At 50.9% G+C, this 793-nt stretch carries 1 protein-coding gene; it reads left to right on the top strand.

Annotation, left to right across the window (positions count from 1 at the left end):
• Positions 1 to 793: hypothetical protein (locus tag QEH59_RS18615; protein ID WP_308986891.1), on the top strand; the 793-nt coding region annotated here is incomplete at both ends.

Below are 793 nucleotides of genomic sequence, written 5' to 3'. Positions count from 1 at the left end.
ATTGGTGCGGATACATTATCGATTGCAATCAATCAGGCCGATGAGAGTGGCCAGGTCATAGACTTCAGTGCCGCTGCGACAGACTTGACTGTTGCAACTGGTCCAAATGAGGCGGACGCCGTGATCTTTGATATGGATGGCGCGGATGGTGCACTTATTACCGCATCGGGAAATCTCACAGTTGCCGTATATGAGTTCTTCCAAGTCAGTGGAGGATTCGCCCTGAGTAAGAGCGAGGGCACGATTACTTTAAGTGATGCCGATGCGACTGAGGTGTCAGTGGATCAGTTGACACTCGGTGGCAGCAACGTTTCTGCTTTTGCTGGTTTGGCTGGTGGCACGACTGACGCACTTGGTTTTGCATTGGATGAACTGGACTTCGCACTTGGTCTCTTCAGCGATCAATCAGATGCAACTCGCAGCTGGACGACACTTCAGGCCACTGCGAGTCGCTTCGAATTTGTCGGTGTTGACGGGCTGAGCGTTGCGGGGAGCAGCTTGTCGGTCTCAATTAATCAAGCTTCGGACGATACCGAAATTGCTGATTTCTCTGCAAATCCTTTAGCAGTTCAGATTGGGCCTAGCAGCAGTCACGACCTTGATCTAGACGGCTCGCGTGGTGCATTGTTGGAAGTGAGCGGCGATGTTGATATTGATGTTTATGGGTTTGTGGCACTCACCGGTGGTTTCGCCTTCGTGAAGTCTGAAGCGACAGTTCCAGTCTATTTGAATGAAGCGACTGGCGATGTTGCAGTTGAATTATTGACCATCGGAGCGAGTGATGTTTCTGCCT

It is taken from the genome of Thalassobacterium sedimentorum, assembly GCF_031127905.1.
In the GTDB taxonomy this organism is placed as follows: Bacteria; Verrucomicrobiota; Verrucomicrobiia; order Opitutales; family Coraliomargaritaceae; genus Thalassobacterium; species Thalassobacterium sedimentorum.
This window is presented reverse-complemented; position numbering and strand designations above follow the sequence as displayed.